Origin of the sequence: Kosakonia sp. (assembly GCF_032104925.1) — a bacterium.
Classification (GTDB): Bacteria; Pseudomonadota; Gammaproteobacteria; order Enterobacterales; family Enterobacteriaceae; genus Kosakonia.
Window position 1 is genome coordinate 62,850 of the sequence record NZ_DAMCGF010000004.1, and the last position, 21,760, is coordinate 84,609.

Below are 21,760 nucleotides of genomic sequence, written 5' to 3' on the forward strand. Positions count from 1 at the left end.
TCAGTCACTCTTGGGTAATATACACACGCTCTGGTTTTCGCCATCCGTTGCAGACGAAGACGAGTGTGCATACACAGATTCCAGGCGAGCGGCGATCCGTTGTGGAACCTGCCGCTGCACCGCCTGCACTGCCTGCTCAATTGCCACGCAAAATGCGCGCTGATTCGCTGCACCATGACTCTTAATCACAGTGCCGCGCAATCCTAACAGACAGGCGCCATTATACTGGTCGGGGTTGAGGTGACTGAATCGCCTTGTCAGGCTTTTTTGTAACCAACGCTTTAATAAAATCAGCCACCACGACCTTTTTTTTCCTTCACCCTGCGATTTCAGCAGTGAAAGAAACATTCTGACAACACCTTCCATTGTTTTTAATGTGACGTTTCCGGTAAAACCGTCACACACCAGCACGTCCGTTTTGCCGGTCAATAATTCGTTCGCTTCAAGATAACCAATGTAGTTCATTGAGGACATGGAGCGTAATAATGCCGCAGCATCGCGGATGCTATCGTGCCCTTTGGTCTCTTCTTCACCAATATTTAGTAGCGCCACACGTGGGTTGGCAATACCGAGGATCTCTTCGGCCATCACCGCGCCCATCACGGCAAATTGCGCCAGCATTGTGCTGTCACAATCGACGTTTGCGCCCAGATCCAGCACAACGGTCTTGCCTTTCTGTTGATGAGGCAACACGGTCACCAGCGCCGGACGCTCAATTCCGTCAAGCGGTTTGAGCAGCATTTTCGCCAGCCCCATTAGCGCACCGGTATTTCCCGCACTCACGCAGGCCTGGGCACGACCTTCTTTGACTAACTCCAGCGCCGTGCGCATAGAAGTACCACGGCTGCTACGAATAGCCTGCGCTGCGCGCGCATCACTGGCAATAACTGACTGGGCAGGAACAATAAGCAAGCGCGAGCGTTGCTCGAAATCAGCTTTGGCAAGTAATGGCGTGATAGCGTCGGGATCGCCGACTAAAAGAAGGTTGAGTTGAGAATTAGAGTTCAGTGCCTGCAAAGCTGCAGGCACTGTCACGGATGGGCCAAAATCTCCCCCCATGACATCTAACGCCAGGGTTAGACGTGTCAAGGTATCGTCGCAGCCTGGTTCGGTCTATCCCCGCTTACGCGGGGAAATCCTCACTAAGCTTCATCACGCTTGCGCGTGATTACTTAGTGATAACCTTGCGACCGCGGTAGAAACCGTCGGCGGTAACGTGGTGACGCAGGTGGGTTTCACCAGAAGTTTTGTCTACAGACAGGCTGGTGACTGCGGTCAGCGCGTCATGGGAACGACGCATGCCACGTTTGGAACGGGTTGGTTTATTCTGTTGTACGGCCATGGACCTTACTCCTTAATTACTTACGCTTTAAGCTGGCTAATACGGCAAATGGATTTGGTTTCTGCGCTTCATCAGGCAGTTCCCCAAAGACCATGTCCGCCTCGGACACTTCACAGTGTTCAGAATCATGCACCGGAACTACCGGCAGGGAGAGAATGATTTCATCCTCGACCAGCGCCAGCAGATCGATTTCACCGAATTCGTTAACCTCAATCGGCTCATACGCTTCCGGCAGTGCTTCAGCCTGTTCGTCTGAACGCACAGGACTAAAACAATACGTGGTGTAGACCTGATGAGTGAACGGTTTCCCGCAACGCTGGCATTCGAGCGATACCGTTACCTTTGCATCACCGTTTAACACGGCAAGACGCTGGTTATCGATAACGAACGACATGGAGCATTCCACATCACTGTCTACGCTGACTACAGATTCAGCGACGCGCTCCGCCTGGTCGGGAGTATAGATACCCTCGTAATCAAGGCGTTTTTGAGCCGTGCGAACCGGATCAAGAGTCAGGGGTAATTTTACCTTTTGCATAGGGCGCGCATATTAACTTTGTAACGTCATAGAGTCAAAGAAAAAGGCAGCCTGCGGTTGCCTTTTGCCAATAATTCGCACACATTGCGGCCTACAGTTTAAAATGCCTGTCATTGTTAAGCCATATTTGGTGAAAAAAATATGTCGCAAATTATCCTCGCTTCCACTTCGCCCTACCGCCGCGCCCTGCTCGAAAAACTCGGTTTACCCTTTGAATGCGCCGCACCGCAGACAGACGAAACACCGCGTGCAGGCGAAGCGCCTCGCCATTTAGTGCTAAGACTGGCGCAGGAAAAGGCACAATCACTGGCGCAAAAATACCCTCAACATTTGATTATTGGTTCCGATCAGGTGTGCGTACTTGATGGCGAAATTACCGGCAAACCGCACACAGAAGAGAATGCCCGCCAGCAATTGATGAAAGCCAGCGGCAATATTGTGACTTTTTATACTGGCCTGGCGCTGTTTAATTCCGCAACCGGTCATGTGCAAACGGAATGTGAGCCTTTCGACGTCCATTTTCGCCGCTTAAGTGAACAGGAAATCGACGACTATGTCCGCAAAGAGCGCCCGTTGAACTGTGCCGGTAGCTTCAAAAGCGAAGGACTGGGTATTGCATTATTTGAACGCCTGGAAGGACGTGACCCTAATGCATTAGTGGGTTTGCCGCTAATTGCGCTGTGCCAGATGCTACGGCGTGAACATTGTAACCCGTTGTTAAGCTAATGCTTTCGCGATCACAGTTTCTTTTTTAGGCAAAAGTTACATTCATCACCAATATTAAAACGTCGTTTTAATTTAAGGAGAGGTGATGAAGATTTTACGTACGTTGCCGCTGATGTTTGCCCTGCTGGCGTCTGGCAATGTTTATGCGCAAGATAAGTGGCAAACAGAGGGCGTCGTTGAAGGCAATCTTCCGGCAAGCTGGCAAACGCTGAAAGCGCAGATGCGTTATCCCGATTCGTGGTTATCAGGCAATTTTAAAGATTTCCACCAGTGGCAATCGCATAGCCGCCAGCTATTTCGCCGCGCCCTGCTCACCCCGGACGCCACGAAACCCTTTTCTCCTCACTCGATAGCGAAAGAAGATCGCGGCAGCTATACCGCTGAAAAATTATCGCTGAACATTACGGACGATAACCGCATTTCCGCCCTGTTATTGATGCCGAAAACACCCGGCCCGCACCCTGCCATCGTTCTGTTGCACGATCATGGCTCGAAGTTTGATATCGGCAAAGAGAAGCTGATCCGCCCGTGGGGTAACGCGGTGCAACTCGCCAGTGCGCAAGCATGGGCTGATAAATTTTTCAGCGGTAAATTTATTGGCGATGAACTGGCGAGCCGGGGTTACGCGGTTATCGCTATCGACAGTCCCGGATGGGGCGATCGCGGCCCGATGGTTTATGAACAACAACAGGCGCTGGCCAGCAACTACTTCAATCTGGGACGCTCGCTGGCAGGCGAAGTAGCCTATGAGGATATGCGCACGGTCGATTTTATCGCCGCGCATCCCGGAGTGGACAGTAAACGCGTTGGCGTACTGGGTTTCTCAATGGGTGGTTTTCGCGCCTGGCAACTGGCGGCGCTGAGCGAAAAAGTCGCTGCTACAGCGGTTATTTCGTGGTTTGGAACCTATAACGGCCTGATGCAACCCGGCAATAACGTGTTACGCGGTCAATCCGCGTTCTATATGTTGCATCCGGGGATGCCCGCCCGCATGGATATTCCGGATATCGCCAGCATTGCCGCGCCGAAGCCGATGCTGATTTTCAGCGGTGGCAAAGACAAACTTTTTCCGGCAGCGGCGGTAAAAGACGCTTTCGACAAAGTGCATCGGGTGTGGTCTTCGCAGCAGGCAGACGACAAACTGGTGACGAAAAGCTGGCCTGAGCTGGGACATGTCTTTTATCAGGAACAGCAAAATGAAGTGTTTCCGTGGCTGGACAAATGGCTGAAGCCGTAAGCCAACCCCGTTTTCCCCTCGCAGACGCGAGGGGAAAAAGATTACTTAGCGTTACGTAACACTTGCAGACAATGTTTGAGTGCCTCATCAAGTGGCGCTTCTATACGCAATGTTTCGCCCGTATGGGGATGCGTGAACTTAAGTGCCGCAGCGTGCAGGAACAGTCGTGACAGCCCGGTTGGAGCCAGTTGCTTATCAAACTCGCGATCGCCATAGCGATCGTCAAAAGCAATCGGATGACCGGCATGTTGAGTATGTACACGAATCTGATGCGTACGTCCGGTCACCGGGCTGCAACGCACCAGCGTCGCGAATTCGTAGCGCTCTTCAACTTTAAAACGTGTTTCTGAAGGCTTGCCTTCGCTGTTCACCCGCACTATCCGCTCGCCACTTTGCAGAATATTTTTTAGCAAAGGTGCCTGCACCACTTTGACATGTGACTGCCACTGGCCGCGAACCAGCGCCAGATAATCTTTCTGCATATCTTTACCGCGCAGCTGCTCATGCAGCGAACGCAGCGCGGAACGTTTTTTTGCCACCAGCAAAACGCCGGAGGTATCACGATCTAAACGGTGAACCAGTTCAAGAAAGCGGGCTTCCGGGCGCAACGCGCGCAAACCTTCAATCACGCCAAAACTCAGCCCGCTACCGCCGTGTACCGCCGTGCCTGAGGGTTTATTCAGCACCAGGATATGATCGTCTTCATAGAGAATAACGTCGGTTAGCTGGGCAACTTTTTGCAAATGCGGAGAAACCGCCTCTTCTTCTTTTTCTGCCACGCGTACCGGCGGAATGCGGATTTCATCCCCCGCTTCCAGTTTATATTCCGGTTTTACACGTTTTTTATTTACCCGCACTTCACCCTTACGCAGGATGCGGTAAATCATGCTTTTAGGTACCCCTTTGAGCTGGGTACGCAGAAAATTATCGATACGTTGCCCCGCTTCATCAGCGGTAATAGCAACAAATTTTACGGATGGTGTCTCAGTTTTCATGGGAGGCGATTCTAAATAGCCACGCTGAATAGCGCCACTCATTTTTCTATGCTTATATTTACAATTGACTCGGTGGCTTCGTTTTACACAGTTGATTCGGCGGTTATTAAACCAATCTCCGGGCAAAGGTGAAAAAACTGTGAGTAACCGGGTGATAAATGGTAAAAGTCAGCTTGCTATAACAGGGTTCGCAAGGAATAATGTTGCGGTTTTCCGTGTTGAATCTTGTTAAAACAAGTAAATGAGCGGAATGACCAGTTTTGCCTGTCCGATCATACACGCAGCAATGGCGTAAGACGTATTGAACTTTCAGGCAGTTAGCGGGCTGCGGGTTGCAGTCCTTACCGGTAGATGGAATCTTCTCTGGAGAGTTTTTCCCAGGCTGTTCCCCTGATAATTGCGCTGTGTTTTCCACAGGAAACACAGGCAACCGACACACTGCGCCTCTTTAGCGAGCGACAACCGTGAGGTTGGCGACGCGAATAGTCTCGAGGCCATCGGTTCTCCCCCGGAAAGGCGTTATCTTGCCCGCAGCTTAGTCGTCAATGTAAGAATAATGAGTAAGTTACGATGAAAAGAATGTTAATAAACGCAACTCAGCAAGAAGAGTTGCGTGTCGCACTTGTTGATGGACAACGCCTGTACGACCTGGATATCGAAAGCCCGGGACACGAGCAGAAAAAAGCGAACATCTACAAAGGTAAAATCACCCGCATTGAACCCAGCCTTGAAGCCGCATTTGTTGATTACGGTGCCGAGCGTCACGGTTTCCTCCCCCTCAAAGAGATCGCCCGCGAATACTTCCCAGCTAATTACAACGCACATGGACGTCCGAACATCAAAGACGTACTGCGTGAAGGTCAGGAAGTCATCGTTCAGATTGATAAAGAAGAGCGCGGCAACAAAGGCGCGGCACTGACCACTTTTATCAGCCTTGCAGGCAGCTACCTGGTGCTGATGCCGAACAACCCGCGTGCGGGCGGCATTTCTCGCCGTATTGAAGGCGACGATCGCACCGAGCTGAAAGAAGCACTCTCCAGCCTGGAATTACCGGATGGTATGGGTCTTATCGTACGCACCGCAGGCGTGGGCAAATCCGCCGAAGCGCTGCAGTGGGATTTGAGCTTCCGTCTGAAACACTGGGAAGCTATCCAGAAAGCCGCCGAAAGCCGCCCTGCTCCGTTCCTGATCCATCAGGAAAGCAACGTGATTGTGCGCGCCTTCCGTGACTATCTGCGTCAGGATATCGGCGAAATCCTCATCGATAACCCGAAAGTGCTTGAGCTGGCTCGCCAGCATATCGCTGCGCTGGGCCGTCCGGATTTCAGCAGCAAAATTAAACTGTACACCGGGGAAATCCCGCTGTTCAGCCATTACCAGATTGAGTCGCAGATTGAATCCGCATTCCAGCGTGAAGTCCGTCTGCCGTCCGGTGGCTCTATCGTTATTGACTCCACCGAAGCGCTGACCGCCATCGATATCAACTCCGCACGCGCAACGCGCGGTGGCGATATTGAAGAGACCGCCTTTAACACAAACCTGGAAGCGGCAGATGAGATCGCTCGCCAGTTGCGTCTGCGTGACCTGGGTGGCCTGATCGTTATCGACTTTATTGATATGACCCCGGTGCGTCACCAGCGCGCGGTGGAAAACCGTCTGCGTGAAGCAGTACGTCAGGATCGTGCGCGTATTCAGATTAGCCATATTTCCCGCTTCGGGCTGCTGGAGATGTCCCGCCAGCGCCTCAGCCCGTCGTTGGGCGAGTCCAGTCATCATGTCTGCCCGCGTTGTAGCGGCACCGGCACCATTCGTGATAACGAATCCCTGTCGCTGTCGATTCTGCGTCTGATTGAAGAAGAAGCGCTGAAAGAAAACACCCAGGAAGTGCATGCGATTGTACCGGTTCCGGTCGCGTCATACCTGTTAAACGAAAAACGCGCCGCGGTAAGCGCTATCGAAGCCCGTCAGGGCGGCGTACGCTGCGTGATCGTGCCAAACGACCAGATGGAAACGCCGCACTACTCCGTACTGCGCGTGCGTAAAGGCGAAGAGACGCCAACGCTGAGCTACCTGCTGCCGAAACTGCACGAAGAAGAGATGGCCCTGCCGTCTGAAGAAGAGTACGCCGAACGTAAGTTACCTGAACAACCTGCATTGGCTACCTTTGTTATGCCGGACGTTCCGCCAGCACCACAAGCGCCAGCCGCAGCAGCAAGCCAGGCGCAACCTGCCGCAACACCAGTTGCTGCCCCAGGTTTGCTGGGTCGTTTCTTCTCTGCCCTGAAAGGCTTGTTCGCGGGTGAAGCTGCCCCGGCGCCGGTTGAAGTGAAAGAAGAGAAAAAAGGCGAGAAACAAGAGCGTCAGCAGGATCGTCGTAAATCACGCCAGGGCAACCGTCGCGATCGTAATGACCGCCGTGACAACCGCAGCGAAGGCAACGAAGCGCGCGAAAGCCGTGATAACCGCGAAGGTCGCGAAGAGAATCGTCGTAACCGCCGCGAAAAATCGCAGCAAAACGCCGAAGCCCGTGAATCTCGCCAGCCAGTCGCTGTTGATGAAACAGAAAAAACGAAATCTCGTGACGAGCAGCAGCAACCTCGCCGTGAGCGCAACCGTCGCCGTAATGATGATAAACGCCAGGCGCAGCAGGATGTCAAAGAGCTGAACCGCGATGAGCAACCTGCTCAGGAAACTGAACAGGAAGAGCGCGTACAGGTCATGCCGCGTCGTAAACAGCGTCAACTCAGCCAGAAAGTCCGTATTGGCGGTGACAACAACGTAGAAAACCGCGTTGAAGAAATCACTGTCCAGGACACCGCAGCGCAAAACACGCAGCTGGCGAAAGTCGACCTGCCAGCGGTGGTTGAAACCGCGCCGGTACAGGAACAGGATGAAAACGCTGAAGCACGCGAAAACGCGATGCCGCGCCGTTCACGCCGTTCCCCGCGCCACCTGCGCGTGAGTGGTCAGCGTCGCCGTCGCTACCGTGATGAACGTTACCCGCTGCAATCTCCAATGCCGTTGACCGTAGCCTGTGCCTCACCGGAAATGGCGTCCGGTAAAGTGTGGATCCGTTATCCGGTGCCGCGCGCGCAGGAAGAGCAGCAGACTCAGGAACTGGCCGTTGAAAACAATGCAGCCCCTGAGCAGGAAATCGCTCCGGCTATGGCTGAAGCGCAACTGGTTGCGCATCCGCAAGCGGAAGTTGTTGAGCCGCAGGCGACGGTTGAAAATGCCGAGCCGGTAGTGGTTGAACCGCAAGCCGCTGTTGAAGCACCGCAGACGGTTGCCGTTGAAACCACCCACCCGGAAGTGATCGACACGCCGGTGGATGAACAACCGCAGCTGATTGCTGAGGAAGATCGTCCCGTTGCGCAGGAAGTGGCAGAAGAAGCCGAATCCGCACAGCAGGAAGTCGCACCGGTAGCAGAAACGCCAGCGCCGGAAGCTGTACAGGACGCGTCCGAAGAAGCGGCTGCGCCAGTTGTTGCCGAGCCGGTGAAAGCGCCGGTGGTAGCACATGTTGCTCCCGCGGCTAAAAAAGTGGCTACCGCGCCAATGACCAAAGCGCCAGCGCCTGCCTATGTGCCGGAAGCGCCGCGTCACAGTGACTGGGTACGCCCGAACTTCGTCTTCGAAGGTAAAGGTTCTGCGGGTGGTCACAGCGCCACACACGCGGCAACCGCTCCGGCGACGAAACCGCCAGCTGCTGAGTAATTCCCTGGCAGTAAAAAGCCGACCCCCGGGTCGGCTTTTTTTATGCCTGTCGCACCGGATGGCGCATACCGCCAAGCCCAGGCATCACTTCACGCATCAGTTGTAAAAATTTCCGCAACCGCGCGGGATAATAGCGCGCCCACGGATAAACCAGATGAACCGGCAGCGGCGCGGCCTGCCACTGCGGCAACAGCGCTACCAGCTTGCCACTGCGCAACTCCTCTTCCACCGCCCAACTGGAAATCAGCGTCACGCCAAGCCCGCCAATGGCGGTATTGCGGGCCGCATACAGGCTGTCGGTATAAAGCCGGGGTGCAATCGCCACCTGCTCCGTATCGCCACTTTGCAGGTGACTCAGATGAATTTCATGCTGGTAGAACGTGCTGAGCGCAATCCACGGCAGCGCGGAGAGCTGCTGCGGTGTGTCGACAGCAGGAAAACGCGCCAGCAACGCGGGTGACGCCACGATAGATCGGGGTACTTCTGCCAGCAGTACCGATACCGTTGCCGGGTCCACTTCTGCCCCAACGCGAATAGCGCAATCGATATTGGCACTGAGAAAATCGACATTCTTGTCATTGAGCATCCATTCAACAGAGAGTTGCTGGTGACGTTCAAGAAACTTAGTCAGCGGACCGAGCAGTTGTTCCTGACCAAAGGCATGCGGTGCGCGTACGCGCAAAATCCCGACCGGCTCGTCGTCGGACTGGCTCAGTTCATCTTCCAGCGCCACCCAGGCATCCGCAACGCGCTTTGCATGCTGATAGCAGCGTTCACCATCATCCGTCAGCTTCATCGCATGAGTGGTGCGCAAGAGCAGCTTGACGCCAAGCAGCGACTCCAGCGACTGCAACCGGCGGCTGACCGTCGCCTGCGTCGTCTCCAGCTGGCGCGCCGCCGCCGACAGCGACCCGGCCTCCACGATACGGATATACGTCCGCATCAAATCCACCCTATCTATACGCTCTTGCCGTTTCATTATTATTTTACCTATACGTTTCACGTATAACCGTTTTACCACTCCGCTGGCTACCGCGCCATGCTCTGCTGCGTAAAAATGGCCTCACTTCGTTATTTACACCTAACGTTCCTGGGGAACCTGCTATGAACCGTCATTCTCTTTCGTCCGATGTTGTTGGCTGGGTCATTTTTGCCCTCGCGCTCGGCGCCGGATTCAGCGTCGCGGCTATCTATTATTCACAACCGCTGCTGCCATTAATGGGCAGCGACCTGCACTTAACCGTCAACGGTATGGGGCTGGTGCCGACACTCACACAGGCCGGTTATGCGCTGGGTATTTTGTTCCTGCTGCCACTGGGCGACCGCCACGACCGCCGCCGTCTGATCCTGGTTAAAAGTGCTGCACTGGCGCTGCTGTTACTGGCCTGTAGCCTGACCAGCCATCTGCCTTCATTACTGGTCGTCAGCCTGTTACTGGGCATGGCCGCAACAATGGCGCAGGATATTGTCCCGGCGGCAGCAATTCTCGCGCCGGAAGGCAAACAGGGGAAAATGGTCGGCACGGTAATGACCGGTTTACTGCTCGGGATCCTGCTTTCCCGTACCGTCAGCGGCTTTGTCGGCGCGGCATTCGGCTGGCGTATCATGTATCAGCTTGCCGCAGTCAGCATTGCGTTGATTGGCGTGCTGATGTGGTCGGTGCTGCCGCGCTTCGCAACCCACTCCACGCTGAGCTACCCGGCGCTGATGAAATCGATGGCGCACCTGTGGCAACGCTATCCGGCACTGCGCCGCGCCGCTTTCGCGCAGGGTTTTTTATCCATCGCTTTTAGCGCTTTCTGGTCAACCCTTGCGTTGATGCTGCTGGAAAAATATCAATTAGGCAGCGCGGTCGCGGGTACGTTCGGCATCGCCGGTGCGGCGGGTGCGTTAGCGGCACCGCTGGCGGGTGGTCTGGCGGATAAAGTTGGCGCAGAAAAAGTCACACAGTTAGGTGCGGGTCTGGTGACGGTATCCTTCGCCCTGATGTTCCTGCTGCCGGTACTGCCGCCGCATGGCCAGCTGGCACTGATTGCCCTCTCGGCGGTGGGGTTCGACCTGGGTCTGCAATCCAGTCTGGTTGCTCACCAGAACCTGGTGTACGGTCTTGAACCGCAAGCGCGTGGTCGTCTGAATGCGCTGCTGTTTACTGGTGTGTTCATTGGTATGGCGCTGGGCTCTGCGCTGGGCAGCAAACTTTACTCCGTTGCGTCCTGGCAGGGTGTGGTAGTGCTGGCAACGGTTTCCGGTCTGGTTGCTCTGCTGATCCGTCTGTTCGACGCCCGTCAAATCCAGCAAGCGGCGCAGAAAGCGTAGGATAAAAAAAAGCCCGCTCCGGGGTGATGGAGCGGGCATAGCGAACATGCCCAGTTTCCAGACATGCTCAAAATGAAAACATTACTTATTCATCTGGAACAACGACAGACCCTGCATATCGGTGAACGCTTTGTAAGACGCCTGCAGCGCGGCTTGTTGCATGGTGTAAGACGAAATCACCGAGTTCCAGTCCACGTCAATCAAATCACTCTTCTGCTGTTTCAGCGCCACAGTACGGTCATCGCCCAGCGCATCGAGGGTGTCCAGTTCGTTCAACTGCGTACCCAGTTCAGCACGGACAGTCGACACGTTGTTCAGGGAGTTCCCCAGACCACGGCTGGTTTTATCCACCACCGCCTGCGCTGCCGCCTTGGCGGTTTCATTGCCCGCTACCGGGGTTTTCAGTGCGGTAATCGCCGTATCGAGCATTTTGAACAGATCGGTTTCCGAAGTGCCCGGCAGGCCGGTGGCCGGATCAACCGGTTCTGGCGTGGCGTTGCTGCTGATATGGTTGAAGACTTCATTGCCCGTATGCGCAATAACCATGGTACGCGAGGCGTCAACCTGCTGGGAAATTGCCTGGTTACCACCGCTATATGTGCCCGTGGCATCATACGGCGCGCTTTCCGTTTTATAGCCGCCAAAGATATAGCGACCGTTACCGTCGGTACTGTTCGCCAGGTTCAGCAGCTGATCGCGGTAGCCCTGCAGTTCAGTTGCCAGCGAAGCACGGTCATCATCACTCAGCGAACCGTTGCCCGCTTTCACAATGGTGCCCTGTGCGCCAGTGATCGCCGTCGTCACCTGCTGCAATACGCTCTCTTCCAGCGACACTTTCTGCTTGGCGAAAGTACGCGCCGTCTCGTACTGGGTGTTTTGCGCCTGCGCCTGCGAAATCACCACCGCCTGCGAAGCGGCAATCGGATCGTCCGACGGGCGGTTAACTTTCTGCCCGGTCGCCATTTGCTCGCCGTAACCCAACCACGCACTCTGCGAGTTGGTCACGCCGCGCATGCTTTGTTCGTACATCATTTGAGTACTGATACGCATTTTTCACTCCTTACTTAGCGAATGCCGAGCAGCGCATCAAACAGCGTGCTTGCAGTTTGTAAAACCTGAGCGTTCGCCAGGTAATATTGTTGATAACGCTGCAGGTTACCGTACTCTTCGTCGAGGTTAACCCCGGAGATCGACTGCTGCTGCTTGGTCAACTGCGTCACCACGTTCGTCTGCGTGGTGGAGCTGGTTTTCAGCGTCGAGGTTTTGTTACCCACATCGCTGACCAGCGTGGCATACGCGTCGTTAAACGTTTTGTTGCCGCCGACGACTTTCGCGCTTTGCAGATTCAGCATCGCCTGGCCGTTGCGGTTATCGCTCGCACCAGAACCCGCGACGGAAGCCATGGCGATTTTCGACTCATCGGTAATCGCCACGCTCATATTCACAATCGCATTGCTCACCGGGCGAACGGTAAAACTGTCGTTGGCTTTAGGGCCAGTGGTGGCGCTGATGCTAACTTTCAGACCATCGAAATTCAGCGTGCCATCGGAGGGATCTGGCGTCACGGTGGTCGTGGTATTGTTGGACAGTCGGGTAACTTTCCAGTTAGTCCCGTCGTAGGCCACTTTATAATCCGTCGCCTGTACCGCCGAGCTGTCGCTGACCGCTGCGGTCAGTACCGCATCACCGGTGTTTTTGGAATTACTGGTGGTTGATGGCGCGCCAATGGTAAAGAACTGGCCACCCTGATTACCACTCGCATCGTAACCCTGCGTGTGTTGCTTGTTGAATGAATCAGCAAACGACAGCGCCAGTTGTCCAAGCGTATTACGCGCCTGGTCAAGATCCTGCGAACGGAACGACAGCAAACCGCCCAGCGAACCGGTGGTGATCAGTTTTTCCGGGATCTCAATGTTGCCTGCGGTTTTGTCAACATACGCCACGGCAGTACGTGCCGGATCGGCGCTGGACTGAACGGCCGCCAACTGGCGCGCATCGCTGCCCTGCACCAGAGAGTAGCCATCACCCATGCTGATGTTGTAGGTGTTGCCATCCTGGACGCTGACTTCAACACCGACAATTTTGTTCAGTTCACTAACCAGTTGGTCGCGCTGATCGAGCAGGTCGTTCGGCGACGCACCGCCGCCAACCGCGGTCAGACGAGAAATCTGATCGTTAAGTTTGGCAATTTGCGTGGAGTAGTTGTTGATCTGATCAACGCTTGAAGAGATAGACAGGTTTACCTGTTTATCCTGGTCACGCAGGTACTGGTCGGCCACTTTGAACTGGTTAACCAGACCGTCCGCTTTACCGAGCATCGCCTGACGGGATGACGGGTCAGAAGCGTTACTTACCAGTGTTTGCAGGCTGGAAAAGAAGCTCTGCAGGCTGGTCGACAGCGAGTTAGTGGTATCCGACAGTACATCGTCAATTTTTGACATCTGCTGGTAACGCGTGGTCAAACCGCTGTTCTGGTTTTCCGCTGCACGCAGCTGATTAGTAATAAAGGCGTCATACTCACGCTGAACACCGGTAACGAGTACACCGTTACCCACCCAGCCGCCACCGGTCAGGGTACTGTTGCCTGAGGTGAGCACCGTCGTCTGACGGGTATAACCCGCTACGTTATAACTGGCAATGTTATTACTGGCGGTATTAAGCGCGGCCTGGGCTGCGTTGAGCCCACTCATGGCGCTGTTAATCAAACTGGACATGGAGGTTCCTTATACACTTTCAGACATGAGTCCTGTTGACGATTATCGGCAACCCAGGGCAAAACTTGAGATATTTCAGAACAGATTTTGGATATCCGTGCTGTAGGCTTTACTGACCTTTTCACCCATCGATTTAAGCTGTTGGATCATGCTGGTCAGCTTACGGGCGTAGTTTGGATCGGTCGCATAACCGGCGTTCTGCAACGCCTGCGCGCCCTGCTCCGCCGTCGCCGCCGTGGTCACCGCCGAGTAGCGTTTATTACGCGTCAGCATGCCCACATAATCGGAGAGCGCTTCAAGGTACGAGCTGTAGACGCGGAACTTGGCTTTCACCTTCACCGCTTCTCCGTTTTCATATTCTGTCGTCGTGATTTCTGTGGTCGGCCCTTTCCAGCCTGGCGTGGCTTTAACACCAAAAATGTTAAAGCTCGGCTCACCGTTTTCACGCGGGATCTGGCGCTGGCCCCAGCCGGATTCCAGCGCGGCCTGCGCGAGGATCAGGTGGTGCGGAACACCGCTCTGCTCACTGGCAAGACGCGCCGGCAGTGAAAGCTGGGCAAGGAAGTCTTTGCTGTCACCGGTTAACGGCTCGTCGCCATCTTCCGGCACTTTTGGCATCGCTTTGCGCACCAATTGTGTCAGTGCCTGGTTTTGATAGGACGTCACGGTTTCCAGCGGGAACTTCATCGGCACCTGCTGCATCTGATCGGCAGGCTCAACCGGTGCCTGATCGCCAGCCATCTGTTTAACCATCATATCGGCCAGGCCAAGCCCTTTGCCTGCGGTCATCTGCTGTGCAATTTGCTGGTCATACATGCTGGTGTACAGCCGTGTTGAATCACTGCTGAAAATCCCGTCTTTCGGTAACGCTTCGCGCATGCTTTTCAGCATCATCTGCACGAACATCCCTTCCATCTGGCGGGCAACCGGGCGCAGGTTCGCGCCAGGATCCTGACGGGTTTGCGCCTTCAGTTCATTCAGTGATTGCGCGTCCCATGCCGCGCTCGTCAACAACCGGCTGTCAGTCAACATTAGATGATCTCCAGTTTCGCACGCAGGCAGCCTGCGCTTTGCATCGCCTGAAGGATGGACATCAGCTCCATCGGGGAAGCACCGAGCGCGTTAAGCGCACGGACCACGCTGTTCAGGTTGGCGCTGGAACGGACGCTTTGCAGCGAACCGCCACTCTGGCGCATATCAATTTGTGTTTGCGGTGTCACCACCGTCTGACCGCCGCCAAATGGCGTATTCGGCTGGCTCACGTTGGCCTGCTGATTGACCGTTACCGAGAGGTTGCCCTGCGCGACAGCACAGTTATCCAGCGCCACTTCGCGGTTCATCACCACCGAGCCGGTACGGGAGTTAATAATGACTTTCGCGTCCTGCTGCGTAACGCCGACTTCCATATTCTGGATGTCGGCCAGCAAACGGACTTGCGAGCTGCCGCCGTTAGAAACGCGGATCTGCACGGTACGCGCATCCAGCGCGGTCGCGCTGCCGTAACCACGGTTACGGTTGATGGTGTCGGCAATTTGCTGCGCCATGCTGAAATCTTCCTGGTTCAGCTGCAGGTTAATGGTGTTACCTGCGCCAAACTGGGTCGGCAGTTCACGTTCGATGACCGCACCGTTAGTAATACGCCCGCCGTTAAGCTGGTTGACCTGCACACTGCTGCCACCTGCGGAAGCACCTGCACCGCCGACCAGAATGTTACCCTGCGCCAGCGCATAAACCTGGCTGTCAACGCCCTTCAGCGGCGTCATCAGCAGCGTACCGCCGCGCAGGCTTTTTGCGTTACCCATTGAGGAGACCACGACATCAATGGTCTGTCCCTGGCGTGCAAACGCCGGGAACTGGGCGGTGACCATCACCGCCGCCACGTTTTTCAGCTGCATGTTGGTGCCGGCAGGAACCGTGATCCCCATCTGCGACAACATGTTGTTTAAGGTTTGGGTGGTAAATGGCGTCTGGGTCGTCTGGTCACCTGTACCATCGAGCCCCACGACCAGGCCATAACCAATTAAGGAGTTTTCACGTACGCCCTGTACACTGGTGAGATCCCGGATACGGTCAGCCTGGGCGAAGGTCGCCACCAGCGCTAACACGATACCAGTCAAATACTTAAACATAATTCACCCCGGTTACATCGGCGATAAGTTGAGGAAGAAACGTTGCAGCCAGCCCATATTCTGCGCTTCGTTGATATAGCCGTTGCCGACATACTCGATGCGCGCGTCCGCCACCTGTGTGGAAGGAACCGTGTTGCTGCCGCTGATGGTGCGTGGGTTCACGACACCCGAGAAGCGAATGAATTCAGTGCCCTGGTTGATGGCTATCTGTTTTTCACCCACCACATGTAAATTGCCATTGATCAGCACCTGATCGACCGTCACGGTCAGCGTGCCGCTAAAGGTATTGCTGGCATTGGCGCCACCTTTGCCGTTAAAGGTATTACCGCCGGAAGCAGAGAGATCGGCGCGGGCATTACCAAACAGACCTTCCAGGTAGCGCGGCGTGGTATCCATGCCGAAACTGGCCTTGCTGTCACGGCTGGCATTTGCCGACGAGCTCTTACTGGCACTGACGTTCTCTTGCAGTACGATCGTCAATGTATCGCCCACGTTACGCGGACGGCGGTCTTCAAACAGTGGCTGATAGCCGTAGTTTATCGGCTGCGCAGTCTGATAAATCGATCCATTTACCATCGGCACCGGTCCCGGAACCGGTTGAGCGGTGGTCGCCCCCTGAACCAACGGCGTTGATGGAACCCAGGCACATCCCGTCAGGGTTAATGCCACTAAAGCCATAATCGGATAGCTGCGCACGGCGTATTTTTGCATTGCATTCATCTTCAAAATCAGGGTTCCGGTGCGGCAGTTACCGCACCGGATAACGCCTTAGAGTTGCGTCAGTTTTTGCAGCATCTGATCGGTGGTCGATACTGCCTTACTGTTTATTTCGTAAGCGCGCTGAACCTGGATCATATTCACCAGCTCTTCCGCCACGTTTACGTTCGAGGTTTCCACAAACCCCTGATACAGCATCCCCGCACCGTTCAGCCCCGGCGTCGTGGAGTTTGGCGCGCCAGACGACTGCGTTTCTGCGTACAGGTTTTCACCAAGACTTTCCAGACCGGTGTCGTTCATAAAGGTGGTCAGGTTTAACTGGCCAACCTGAACCGGCGCGGCGTTACCCTGCTGCGTCACACTAACCACGCCGTCGCGGCCAATGGTGATGCTCAGGGTGTTCGCCGGAATGGTGATCGCAGGCTGCACCTGGAAACCACCCGCCGTTACCAGTTGACCGTTCTGGTCGACCTGGAAGGAACCATCGCGGGTATACGCCGAGGTACCGTCCGGCAGCAGCACTTCAAAGAAGCCCTGCCCCTTGATCGCCACATCTTTACTGTTGTTGGTCTGAGACAGGTTGCCCTGGCTGTGCAGACGCTCGGTGGCCACCGGACGAACACCGGTACCGATCTGCAAACCCGAAGGTAGCGTTGTCTGCGCTGAAGACTGTGCGCCAGGCTGACGAATCGTCTGGTACAGCAGATCTTCAAATACCGCGCGCTGGCGCTTAAAACCATTGGTACTGACGTTCGCCAGGTTGTTGGCGATGACATCCATATTGGTTTGTTGGGCGTCGAGGCCGGTTTTTGCGATCCATAATGAACTGATCATAAGTAGTCCTGTTTAATTAGCCCATTGACAGCAATTGGTTGGCGCGCTGGGCGTTATCGTCGACGCTGCTGATAATTTTCATCTGCATCTCGAAACGACGGGCGCTGGCGATCATGTCGGTCATTGCGGCAACCGGCTTGACGTTACTGCCCTCCAGCACACCTGACATCACGCGAATAGACGGGTCGTCCTGCAATGTCGTACCACGGGTCGCTTGTGCGTTCTGGCTCAGACGGAACAGCCCGTCATCACCGCGCACCACTTCCTGCGCGTTCGCTTTCACCAGCTTCAGCTTGCCGACCGGCGCGATAGTATTCGCCGGATCGCCAGGGTTCAGCGATGAAATCGTCCCGTCAGCCGCGATACTAATTTGCGAACCTTCCGGTACCGAAATCGGGCCGCCGTCGCCAATCACCGGATGCCCCTGAATGGTCAACTGGCCGGTTGAACTCACCTGGATATTACCGTTACGGGTATACCCTTCAGAGCCGTCCGCCGTCTGTACTGCCAGCCAACCGTCCTGCTGCAACGCCACGTCCAGCGGACGCGAGGTGTAGTCAAGTTGCCCTGGCGTCATATCGGCGCCAGGCGTAGAAGCCACTACCAGCGTACGGGTAGGCAGTGAAAGCCCTTCTACCGGTACCGCGCGCAGCGCATTGAGCTGCGCGCGAAAGCCTGGCGTGGACGCATTCGCGAGGTTGCTGGCGGTGACAGCCTGCTGATTCAGCGTCTGGCTGGCGGCGCCCATCGCGGTGTATATTGCGTGATCCATTAAGCCATCCCGTCAGACGATTAACGCAGGTTAACCAGCGTGTTAAGGATCTGATCCTGGGTTTTGATGGTCTGCGCGTTCGACTGATAGTTACGCTGCGCGACAATCATGTTCACCAGTTCTTTACTCAGATTCACGTTTGATGCTTCCAGTGCGCCGTTGGTCAGCTTACCGAAGTTGCCGGAACCCGCTGTACCCACGATAGCAACGCCGGAAGCGGTGGTCGCAGACCAGACGTTGTCCCCTTCGGATTTCAGGCCTTCGTTGTTAGCAAAGTTCGCCAGCACGATCTGACCCAGTACCTGAGTTTTCTCGTTGGAGTAGCTGCCCACCACAGTGCCGTCATCGTTGATGGCGTAGCTCACCAGTGATCCTGGCGGGTAACCATCCTGATCAACAGAGGCTGCGCCGCTGCTGCCGGTGTTCTGCTGCATAGAATTCAGGAAGCTCAGCGAGTAAGTACTGGCAGCAGAACCATTGAGGCTGGCCAGCGCGATATTGATCTGCGGCTGCGCGTTCGGCGCGGCGTTCAGGTTCCAGGTACGCGGCGTAGTGGCCGGCAGCACTTCGGTGTAGTTAGTCACGGAAGTGAGCGTACCGTTGGAGCTGAACGACATCTGCGCGGCTTTTTCATAAGAAGAGCCGGAAATGCTGGAGTCTTTGGTGTAGACATCCCAGGTATTAGCGGCGGTTTTAACGAAATAGCAGTCAACCGCATGTTCGTTACCCAGGCTGTCGTAAGACGTTACCGTGGTTTTTTTGTTGTAGGTATCCGAGTTAGTCGGATCGAACGGTGTCGTCGTCGGAATGGTCGCCGTCGAGTTCAGGTTCATCGGCATCGTCGCCGTGGTGGTGGCACGCGCCGACATCACGGTCGTTGGGATGTTAATGGTCGTCGGGTTGGCACCGGTCTGTACTACCGGCGGTGTACCCGCAACCGGATAACCCGTCAGTTGCATACCCTGCATGTTGACCAGGTTGCGGTTCTCGTCCAGCTTGAACTGGCCGTTACGGCTGTAATAAACAGAACCGTTGGTATCTACCATGCGGAAGAAACCGTTCTGGCTAATCGCAACATCCAGACCACGACCGGTGTTGGTCGTTGTACCGTCGGTAAAGTCCTGAGTGATACCGGCAACTTTTACGCCCAGACCCACTTTAGAACCGGCAAACATATCGGCGAAGGACGCAGAGCCGGATTTAAAGCCATAGGTGGCGGAGTTGGCAATGTTGTTACCAATGACATCGAGGTTGGTGGCCGCAGCATCTAGGCCGCTGACCGCTTGTGAAAAGGCCATGACTTACTCCTGATAAGTGTTTTGGCTTAGATAATCTGCCGTACTTCGTCGAGTGTGGTGGTACCGTAAGTACCTAAATCCAGTGTGCTACCGTTGCTGCCGCGGGTAACACCTTGCACCAGTGCAAACTGCAGCGGCTGGGCAACCAGCTGTGTTGCGCCAGAGCTGGCGGCGATAGAGACTTTATAAGAGCCATCGGGTGCCGCTGTTCCATCCGTCATCTTGCCGTCCCAACTGAAGGTGTGGACACCGGCAGTCAGCGAGCCAATATCGATAGTGCGCACCACGGTACCGTCTTTGCTGGTCACGGTAGCGGTCACTTTATCGGCGGCTTGCGTCAGTTCCACGCCAAACGGCGTTGAGGTTTCTTTGCCCACCAGAACGGTCTGTCCCGGGATCATCACGCCATGGCCAATCAGGTTTGTCGCCTGCAGCGACTGGCTGTTGTCGATCTGTCCGGAAATCGAACCGAGGGTGGTGTTCAGTTTTTCAATCCCGCTCACGGTGCTGATTTGCGCCAACTGAGTGGTCAGTTCGTTGTTCTGCAGCGGGTTAGTCGGGTCCTGGTTTTTCAGTTGCGCGACCAGCAGCGTTAAAAAGCTGCCTTGCAGGTCGGATGCACTGTTTGTTCCGGTTGCGCTGGTGTTGTTACTGGTCGAGGAGACACCGTTATTTGTCGGGTCATCCACTCTTACGGCGATAGACATGCGCGTCTCCTTTACTGTCCGAGCGTGAGGGTTTTGAGCATCATGCTCTTAACGGTATTAAGTACTTCAACGTTCGCCTGGTAGCTGCGGGACGCAGACATGGTGTTCACCATTTCGCCGACCACATCAACATTGGGCATTTTGACGTAGCCATTCGCATCAGCCAGCGGGTTACCTGGTTCGTAAACCAGTTTGTCCGGTGCCTGGCTTTCAATCACATCAGCAACTTTTACACCGCCGGTCGCTTGCCCGGGCGCAGCATCCACCTGGAACACAACCTGCTTAGCGCGATACGGCTGACCATCGGGCCCGGTCACGCTGTCGGCGTTCGCCATGTTACTGGCGGCCACGTTCAAACGTTTGGACTGCGCGGTCAGCGCGGAGCCTGCGACATCAAAGATATTCAGTAATGCCATTTAATTAGTTCCCCTGTTGCAGAACACTCATCATGCTTTTGATCTGCCCACCCAGCACGGTCAAGCCGGTCTGGTATTTAACGCTGTTGTCAGCGAACTGCGTACGTTCACGATCCATATCCACGGTGTTGCCATCCAGCGAGGGCTGATCCGGAATGCGGTACAGCAAATCGGTAGACGGTCCGCTCATCGCCTGCGCCGGGATATGGCGCGAAGAGGTCATGGTCAACGCAACGCCGCTGCCTTCAGCACGCCCACGCTCCATGACTTTTTTCAATTCGCTGGCGAAATCAATATCGCGCGCCTGAAACCCCGGGGTATCGGCGTTGGCGATGTTTGCCGCCAGAATTTCCTGACGCTGGGCGCTCAGGTTCAGCGCTTCTTGCTGGAAACGAAGTGCGGCATCAAGTTTATCGAGCATGGCTCCCCCACTGATGACAATTATTTAGCCAACAGCTTAAATCTCCGCTGACAAACTTATCGCTGGAATAAGGGCAAAATGCGTCGCTATTTATTGCGTTGATAGGTTGACCATGCGGTTAAAATCCCCTCAACCACTCAACAGGCAGGAGTCTGCGATGAACACGTTGAAAGGCGGTTTAGCCGCGACCTTACTGTTTTTAAGCGCCTTTGCTCAGGCCGCTGACTTGCAATCACAGCTGACGTCATTTTTTGCTCAACGTCTTGCTGGCTTTAGCGACGAGGTAGTGGTAAATATACGCACCCCGCAAAATCTGTTGCCCAGTTGCGAGCAGCCAGCGCTGAGCGTGCTCGGGAACGCTAAACTGTGGGGGAACCTGAACGTGCTGGCGAATTGCGCAGGTGTTAAGCGCTATTTGCAGGTGGAGGTTCAGGCGACCGGTAACTATGTGGTGGCAGCGCAGTCCGTTGCCCGTGGCAGCCTGTTGCAGCCCGGCAGCGTGACGCTAAAACGCGGCCGCCTCGATCAGTTGCCGCCGAGAACGATGCTGGATATTACCCAGGCGCAGGATGCGGTCAGTTTGCGCGATCTTACTCCAGGCCAGGCGATTCAACTGTCAATGTTGCGCCAGGCGTGGCGGGTTAAAGCGGGTCAGCGTGTACAGGTCGTGGCGTCGGGCGATGGCTTTAGTGTGAACGGCGAAGGTCAGGCACTGAACAATGCGGCGGTGGCGCAAAACGCCCGTGTGCGCATGGCTTCAGGGCAGATTGTCAGCGGTACAGTGAACGCTGATGGGAATATTCTGATTAACCTATAATCTTTTTAAAGAATTCATGTCGCCTGCCGATAATTAAGCAACGACTAAAGATATCAGGCCCGAA

At 55.2% G+C, this 21,760-nt stretch carries 21 protein-coding genes; 5 read left to right on the forward strand and 16 right to left on the reverse strand.

Annotated features, from left to right (window positions below; all coding sequences use genetic code 11):
* From plsX to yceD, 3 genes are all read right to left on the reverse strand, one after another.
* Positions 1–1,089, reverse strand: a complete 1,089-nt coding sequence (gene plsX, locus RT644_RS09540) for a phosphate acyltransferase PlsX (RefSeq protein WP_313626459.1) — start codon at positions 1,087–1,089, stop codon at positions 1–3.
* Positions 1,090–1,168: 79 nt separating this feature from the next.
* Positions 1,169–1,342, reverse strand: coding sequence for a 50S ribosomal protein L32 (rpmF, locus tag RT644_RS09545; protein WP_020457446.1), 174 nt, complete (start codon positions 1,340–1,342; stop codon positions 1,169–1,171).
* A gap of 16 nt (positions 1,343–1,358) precedes the next feature.
* Complete coding sequence (gene yceD / locus RT644_RS09550; RefSeq protein WP_045507078.1) at positions 1,359–1,880, reverse strand: 23S rRNA accumulation protein YceD; 522 nt, start codon at positions 1,878–1,880, stop codon at positions 1,359–1,361.
* Positions 1,881–2,021: 141 nt separating this feature from the next.
* Here yceD and RT644_RS09555 point away from each other — a divergent pair, with 141 nt between their 5' ends.
* A complete protein-coding gene (locus RT644_RS09555; RefSeq protein ID WP_313626460.1) occupies positions 2,022–2,606 on the forward strand; it encodes a nucleoside triphosphate pyrophosphatase in 585 nt (194 codons plus the stop codon).
* Between the two features lie 85 nt (positions 2,607–2,691).
* On the forward strand, positions 2,692–3,843 hold the full coding sequence (locus tag RT644_RS09560; protein WP_313626461.1) for an alpha/beta fold hydrolase: 1,152 nt from the start codon (positions 2,692–2,694) through the stop codon (positions 3,841–3,843).
* 41 nt (positions 3,844–3,884) lie between these two features.
* On the opposite strand, the gene rluC is transcribed toward RT644_RS09560, so the two are convergent.
* Positions 3,885–4,838: a 23S rRNA pseudouridine(955/2504/2580) synthase RluC gene (gene rluC / locus RT644_RS09565; RefSeq protein WP_160270737.1), complete on the reverse strand. Its 954-nt coding sequence runs from the start codon at positions 4,836–4,838 to the stop codon at positions 3,885–3,887.
* A gap of 570 nt (positions 4,839–5,408) precedes the next feature.
* On the opposite strand from rluC, the gene rne reads away from it, so the two are divergent.
* Positions 5,409–8,555 (forward strand): ribonuclease E, encoded by a 3,147-nt coding sequence (rne, locus tag RT644_RS09570; RefSeq protein WP_313626462.1) that lies wholly within the window; start codon positions 5,409–5,411, stop codon positions 8,553–8,555.
* A 40-nt stretch (positions 8,556–8,595) separates the two neighbouring features.
* Here rne and RT644_RS09575 read toward each other — a convergent pair whose 3' ends face one another.
* Positions 8,596–9,498 (reverse strand): LysR family transcriptional regulator, encoded by a 903-nt coding sequence (locus RT644_RS09575; protein WP_409521843.1) that lies wholly within the window; start codon positions 9,496–9,498, stop codon positions 8,596–8,598.
* A 161-nt stretch (positions 9,499–9,659) separates the two neighbouring features.
* Here RT644_RS09575 and RT644_RS09580 point away from each other — a divergent pair, with 161 nt between their 5' ends.
* Complete coding sequence (locus RT644_RS09580; RefSeq protein ID WP_020457439.1) at positions 9,660–10,871, forward strand: MFS transporter; 1,212 nt, start codon at positions 9,660–9,662, stop codon at positions 10,869–10,871.
* Positions 10,872–10,952: 81 nt separating this feature from the next.
* Here RT644_RS09580 and flgL read toward each other — a convergent pair whose 3' ends face one another.
* From flgL to flgB, 11 genes are all read right to left on the reverse strand, one after another.
* Entirely contained in the window at positions 10,953–11,921 is a 969-nt protein-coding gene (flgL, locus tag RT644_RS09585; protein WP_313626464.1) for a flagellar hook-associated protein FlgL, read from the reverse strand.
* A 14-nt stretch (positions 11,922–11,935) separates the two neighbouring features.
* Complete coding sequence (flgK, locus tag RT644_RS09590; protein ID WP_020457437.1) at positions 11,936–13,585, reverse strand: flagellar hook-associated protein FlgK; 1,650 nt, start codon at positions 13,583–13,585, stop codon at positions 11,936–11,938.
* A gap of 75 nt (positions 13,586–13,660) precedes the next feature.
* Positions 13,661–14,617, reverse strand: coding sequence for a flagellar assembly peptidoglycan hydrolase FlgJ (flgJ, locus tag RT644_RS09595; protein ID WP_017456410.1), 957 nt, complete (start codon positions 14,615–14,617; stop codon positions 13,661–13,663).
* Positions 14,617–15,714, reverse strand: coding sequence for a flagellar basal body P-ring protein FlgI (locus tag RT644_RS09600; protein ID WP_020457436.1), 1,098 nt, complete (start codon positions 15,712–15,714; stop codon positions 14,617–14,619). Before RT644_RS09600 ends, flgJ begins: the two co-directional genes overlap by 1 nt.
* Positions 15,715–15,726: 12 nt before the next feature.
* Positions 15,727–16,425 (reverse strand): flagellar basal body L-ring protein FlgH, encoded by a 699-nt coding sequence (gene flgH / locus RT644_RS09605; protein WP_020457435.1) that lies wholly within the window; start codon positions 16,423–16,425, stop codon positions 15,727–15,729.
* Positions 16,426–16,482: 57 nt separating this feature from the next.
* Positions 16,483–17,265, reverse strand: coding sequence for a flagellar basal-body rod protein FlgG (flgG, locus tag RT644_RS09610; RefSeq protein ID WP_017456407.1), 783 nt, complete (start codon positions 17,263–17,265; stop codon positions 16,483–16,485).
* Between the two features lie 16 nt (positions 17,266–17,281).
* Entirely contained in the window at positions 17,282–18,037 is a 756-nt protein-coding gene (locus tag RT644_RS09615; protein ID WP_020457433.1) for a flagellar basal body rod protein FlgF, read from the reverse strand.
* A 20-nt stretch (positions 18,038–18,057) separates the two neighbouring features.
* The gene (flgE, locus tag RT644_RS09620; RefSeq protein WP_017456405.1) at positions 18,058–19,335 is read right to left on the reverse strand and encodes a flagellar hook protein FlgE; all 1,278 of its coding nucleotides are present in this window, start codon (positions 19,333–19,335) and stop codon (positions 18,058–18,060) included.
* A 26-nt stretch (positions 19,336–19,361) separates the two neighbouring features.
* On the reverse strand, positions 19,362–20,042 hold the full coding sequence (flgD, locus tag RT644_RS09625) for a flagellar hook assembly protein FlgD (RefSeq protein WP_020457432.1): 681 nt from the start codon (positions 20,040–20,042) through the stop codon (positions 19,362–19,364).
* An 11-nt stretch (positions 20,043–20,053) separates the two neighbouring features.
* On the reverse strand, positions 20,054–20,458 hold the full coding sequence (flgC, locus tag RT644_RS09630) for a flagellar basal body rod protein FlgC (protein WP_020457431.1): 405 nt from the start codon (positions 20,456–20,458) through the stop codon (positions 20,054–20,056).
* A 4-nt stretch (positions 20,459–20,462) separates the two neighbouring features.
* The gene (gene flgB, locus RT644_RS09635; RefSeq protein WP_017456402.1) at positions 20,463–20,879 is read right to left on the reverse strand and encodes a flagellar basal body rod protein FlgB; all 417 of its coding nucleotides are present in this window, start codon (positions 20,877–20,879) and stop codon (positions 20,463–20,465) included.
* A 157-nt stretch (positions 20,880–21,036) separates the two neighbouring features.
* On the opposite strand from flgB, the gene flgA reads away from it, so the two are divergent.
* Positions 21,037–21,696 carry a flagellar basal body P-ring formation chaperone FlgA gene (gene flgA, locus RT644_RS09640; RefSeq protein WP_045507063.1) on the forward strand — a complete coding sequence of 220 codons (660 nt, stop codon included), beginning with the start codon at positions 21,037–21,039 and terminating at the stop codon, positions 21,694–21,696.
* Positions 21,697–21,760 lie beyond the last annotated feature (64 nt).